The sequence below is a fragment of the Mobilicoccus pelagius NBRC 104925 genome, from assembly GCF_000247995.1.
Classification (GTDB): Bacteria; Actinomycetota; Actinomycetes; order Actinomycetales; family Dermatophilaceae; genus Mobilicoccus; species Mobilicoccus pelagius.
This window is the reverse complement of sequence record NZ_BAFE01000008.1, coordinates 1-2,409: the sequence shown is the minus strand read 5'-3', so window position 1 is coordinate 2,409 and position 2,409 is coordinate 1. Positions and strand designations below refer to the sequence as shown.

General features: G+C 71.9%; 1 protein-coding gene. It reads left to right on the top strand.

Annotated elements, in window-relative coordinates:
* Positions 1 to 443: 443 nt before the first annotated feature.
* Positions 444 to 1,835, top strand: coding sequence for a methyltransferase (locus MOPEL_RS15615; RefSeq protein WP_009481208.1), 1,392 nt, complete (start codon positions 444 to 446; stop codon positions 1,833 to 1,835).
* Positions 1,836 to 2,409: the final 574 nt, after the last annotated feature.

Sequence of the window (2,409 nt, the reverse complement as noted above, 5' to 3'; positions counted from 1 at the left end):
GTTCACCTGCCTCGATCCTGCCCGATTCATGTTCTCCACCCCACCCGGTAATGCGGCCACACTGCCACGCTAAGAACCTCCCGACCCCCCTCCAAGGTGGTCCACATCGCGAGACCGCCCAGGTCACACGGCTGCTCATTACCGTTTTCATACTTTTTCAACCCAATGCTTGAATGCATGAGGACCTTCCACCGGGGCTTTGCGCAACCGCGAAACGACACCCTCTCCGCAGGGATACACGGATACGACGATCATGGTCGGGCGATCGTTCTGGACGCGTACGACGGCGGCGAATCCCCTTTCCGTCGTCCCGACCGCACCCCTCCGGCCGAGGACGGACCGCCGCGGACACGGACCTCAGTGACGCCCCGACCTCGCCGATGGGGTGACGGAGGAGGACTCACCCTCCGACCCGGCACGGAACGCGCAAGGAAAGGGCGGGCATGTTCGTCTTCGGCGTCTGCGTCGACTCCCCCGAGAGATTCGACCGGCACTGCCTCCCCGCCATCGCGGCCTACGGAGGCGAGGACGCCACCCTCATGTCCTCCCCCGACGTCCCCGTCGCGAAGACGTACAACGACGTCCTCGACGCCTGCCTCGACCTCGAGGGAGTCGAGGCCGTCGTGCTCCTCCGTGACGACGTCGAGATCGTCGACCCCCACTTCCGGTGCGGGATCCTCGCCGCCTTCGAGAGCGACCCGGACCTCGCCGTCATCGGCGTCGGAGGCGTGGACGCCGACCTGCGGTGGTGGCAGACGGCAGGCCCGTCCCCCGCCCCAGGCGCCCCAGGCCGCAGCGGCGAGGAGACTCCGCGCGGCGGGACCCTCGTCGACTACGTCGACGGCGCCTGCATGGTGCTCCGTCCCGACCTCGCGGCGCGGTTCCGGTTCGACGACGTCGCGTTCACGGGGCCGGGCGGCTTCGAGGTCGACTTCTGCCATCGCGTGCGTGAGGCGGGGTTCCACGTCGCCGTCGCGACGATCGGGGTGACACGTCACGCCGACCCCGACGACGCCGACGCCACCTACCGCCAGGCGGCCGCGGTGTGGCAGGGGCGCCACGCGCGTTCCGTCGGCCTCGGCGCCCTCGAGCACCACGTCGCCCGCCTCGAGGGGACACACCAGAGGCCCGAACGGTACGGCTCCGTGCCCGCACCCCACGCGCCCGAGGGGGTCGTGGACGTCGAGATCACCGCCCGCCACCACCGACTCCTCGAAGCCGTTCCCCCCACTGCCGGGCGGGTCCTCCAGCTCGGCTGCGGCGACGGCGCGCTGGGCGCCGCCCTCACGGCCCTCACCGGGGCGCGCGTGACGGGTCTCGACCACGGCGGCGGGCACCTCGAACAGGCCCACGACCGCCTGGACCGGGTCGTCGACGTCGACCTCAACCGGCTCTCCGACCTCGACCTGCCCCGAGGCGGCTTCGACGCCGTCCTCGCCGTCGACGTCCTCGACCGGCTCGTCGACCCCGAGGCCACCCTCGCCGCGATCCTGCCGGCCCTCGCCCCCGACGGCGTCGTCGTCGCCGGGATCCCCAACGTCAAGCACTGGTCCGTCGTCCTGCCCCTCCTCCTCCACGACCGCTTCGAGTACCGCGACGCCGGGCTTCTCCACCGGGGCAGCATCCACCTGTTCACGATGGTCGAGGCGATCGCGATGTTCCGCAGACTCGGCCTCGGCCGCGTCGAGACCTGCGGCGCCGAACGTGTCGGCCTTTACGACCCCGCCCACCTCGACGCCCTCGTCGCGTGCCTCGCGTCCTACGGCACCGACCCCGAGGAGGCCCTCACCATGCTCGAGATCTACGAGTACGGCCTCACCGCCCGACGGGCCTGAGCCGCCGGGCGAGGACGGGCGCGTACCCTCCCTCCGCGGGGACCGGCCGGTGGCAGACGACTCGCACATCTTCGCCCCGACGTCCCGCGGACGCCGGCCTCCCGCGCGACGGCATCATGCCCCACGCGGGACCACGTCGCCGCCAGGCCACGCCGCGCCGACCCGCCCCGCCCGTCGATCCCTCCTCGTCGCCGACCGGGCGACCGGACACAGGCCCGGCAACGAGGAAAGACCCCCGACCGTCGCGTTGGGGAGCGCAGCGGCCGAGGGCCTTTCGCACCGGCCGGGGACACCGGTGAAGTCCGACGCCGCTCGGGGGAAACCGGCGCCGAACCGATCGGCCTCAGCTGGGGAGGGCTGTCGGCCGACCTGACCCGAGACGACGTGCTCGACACTCGCGTGGAGCGTCGCCGTCCCGGACCGCTTTCTCGAAGGGGACCGAGGGCCTCTCGGTCCCGACGTCCTGGCCCCCGATTGGGGTGATCGGTCACCCGGTCATGGATGCAGCCGCGGCCTCGTCGGCGGTCGGCATCGACAGGCGGTCCCGATAGGAGGACCGCGCCGCGATCTGGGT

Bases quoted from the DNA above. Each gene is read 5' to 3' on its own strand.
- MOPEL_RS15615 (WP_009481208.1), top strand. From the start codon at position 444: ATGTTCGTCTTCGGCGTCTGCGTCGACTCCCCCGAGAGATTCGACCGG.